This window comes from Longimicrobiaceae bacterium (assembly GCA_035936415.1).
Classification (GTDB): domain Bacteria; phylum Gemmatimonadota; class Gemmatimonadetes; order Longimicrobiales; family Longimicrobiaceae; genus JAFAYN01.
In genome coordinates, this window is record DASYWD010000107.1 from 1 (window position 1) to 2169 (window position 2169).

The window sequence follows — 2169 nt, forward strand, 5'->3', positions numbered from 1 at the left end:
GGCTGTGGGCGCTCCTCCTGCTCCTGCTGGGCGGCGGGGCCTTCGCCTGGTGGGTGGGCACGCAGCGGGAGCCCCGGACGGCGGGACGGCCGCTGGACGAGCTCCCCGACAGCATCCCCGCGGACACCCTGGCCGCCGACACCCTGGCGCCGGGCGCGGAGGCGGTGGACGCGCTGGTCGCCAACCAGGAGGGGCTCCGCTTCATGGAGCAGGGCGACTACGCCACCGCGCTGGCGCAGTTCGAGCGCGCGGTGCAGCTCGCGCCCGACAACGCGGAGTTCCACGGCAACCTGGGCTCCGCCCTCCTGCGGCTGGGACGGCCGGACGAGGCGCTGGCGCAGCTCCGCCGGTCGGTCTCGCTCGACCCCGGGCGCGTGGTCTCGTACAACCAGCTGGCCGACGCCGCCCTGGCCGCGGGCGACACCACCGGGGCCATCGCCGCGCTGGAGCGCTACATCGAGCTGAGCACCTTCGAGCGCGGAAGGCAGGTGGCGGAGCAGCGGGTCCGCGCGCTCCGGGACGCACTCGTCGCGCGCCCGGACACCCTCCCGCTGGACACCGTGCCCCAGCTGCTGCCGCAGGAGCCGCCCCCGCCGCCGGCCCAGCCGCGCCGGGCCTCTCCCCGCGACACCATCATCATCCCGTAGCGGAGCGGGCCGTGCGCTACGCCGTCCGGGCGGAGGGGCGCGGGCGCGCCGAGGTCCCCGCCTACGGCCTGGGCGACGCCGAGCACCAGGTGGAGAAGGAGCTGCTCCGCGCCTGGCCGGACGCCCGCGTGGACGTCTCGGAGGTGCGGCGCGTGGAGGCGGCCGGCCGGATCGTGGAGGAGTTCGCCGTGGCCTACGCCCTCACCGCCACCGTCCCGGTGGACGCCGGCACCCCCGACGAGGCCCGCCGCGAAGCCCTGCGCCGCCTGCGCGAAGCCTTCGGCGCGACCCGCCACCGGCGGATCGAGTGGGTGCGGACGGAGTGCGTGAGTGCGTGAGTGCGAAACGGCGCCCCTGCCGGGAGATCCCGGTGGGGGCGCCGTTTGTCGTGCTCCCCTCCCCCTTGCGGGGAGGGGCCGGGGGAGGGGGTCGTTCAGACCCCGAGCACCTGCCCCTTGCGGTACTTGGCGAGCACCTTGAGGAACGCCGCGGAGGCGCGGGAGAAGGCGCCCTTCTCGCGCAGGGTGGTGGGGCTGGTCCCCAGGAACTTCTGGGTCACCCGGCGCAGACCGCTGTCGGACGAGTAGCCGCAGGCGTGGGCGACGCTGAGCACGGTGCGGCCCGGGTCGTCCAGGAGCTCGGCGGCGAGCAGGATCCGCATCCACGCCAGCAGCTTGCGCGGCGGCGGGAGCTCCGCCCGCTCGCACCAGCGCAGCAGCGTCCGGCGGGACAGGTAGAGCGACTTCGCCAGGTCGCGCCCGTGGCCGCCGACCGCCACCACCTCCGCGGCCGCGTCCAGGATGGCGCGCGCGCGCCCCGGGGTGTCGGGGGGGAGCACCTGCTCCAGCAGCGCCCGGAGCGGCCGCCCCTGCGACTGCCGGAAGCGCTTCAGCAGCGCGAGCTGGGTGTCGTCGTGGTCCAGCGAGACCACCTCCACCACCCCCCACTTGCCCAGCGTGCGCAGGTCGTCGAAGCGGTCCGGCGTCACGTCGAAGGCGGCGAACACCGCGCACGAGGGGAACTCCACCAGCAGGGAGCGGAGCGCGGCGGAGGGCCCGCTCCGGCCGTTGGTGTCGGAGTACGGATCCACCACCACCAGCGCCGAGGGCGGAGAGTCCCGCACCGCCTCGCGCAGCGACTCCCAGTCCGGGACCGCCTGGAAGACGTAGTCTCGCTCCGAGATGCGGCGGATGCGCTCGCGGAACTCCTCGTCCCAGTGCAGGACGACCAGCGGTCGGGCTCCAATCTTCATGGCAGCAAGAAGGGCGGTTGGGGAGCGTGCGGTTCGGAGGCCCTGGAAGAAGGCTCGGACCTCCGGGCGAGTAACTTCATCCTGCGGCGGTCTGGCTCAGCGAGCGGACCAGGTCCGCGGCGAGCGCGTCCGCGTCCTGGGCGGCGGCGGCCCGTGACGGGGCGGCGGACGGGGCCGCGACCACGCGGCTGCGCACGGACTCCAGCACCGCCTCGGCTGCGTGGCGGGCCTTCGCCTCCCCGCGCCCCGAGGCGACCTCCAGCGCACGGC

At 75.6% G+C, this 2169-nt stretch carries 4 protein-coding genes; 2 read left to right on the forward strand and 2 right to left on the reverse strand.

Annotated elements, in window-relative coordinates:
- The coding region (locus VGR37_04170) for a tetratricopeptide repeat protein (GenBank protein HEV2146590.1) at positions 1–647 on the forward strand (647 nt) is incomplete at its 5' end.
- Between the two features lie 11 nt (positions 648–658).
- The gene (locus tag VGR37_04175; protein HEV2146591.1) at positions 659–985 is read left to right on the forward strand and encodes a hypothetical protein; all 327 of its coding nucleotides are present in this window, start codon (positions 659–661) and stop codon (positions 983–985) included.
- A gap of 95 nt (positions 986–1080) precedes the next feature.
- On the opposite strand, the gene VGR37_04180 is transcribed toward VGR37_04175, so the two are convergent.
- Positions 1081–1899 carry a helix-turn-helix domain-containing protein gene (locus tag VGR37_04180; protein HEV2146592.1) on the reverse strand — a complete coding sequence of 273 codons (819 nt, stop codon included), beginning with the start codon at positions 1897–1899 and terminating at the stop codon, positions 1081–1083.
- Positions 1900–1975: 76 nt separating this feature from the next.
- The coding region (locus VGR37_04185) for a hypothetical protein (protein ID HEV2146593.1) at positions 1976–2169 on the reverse strand (194 nt) is incomplete at its 5' end.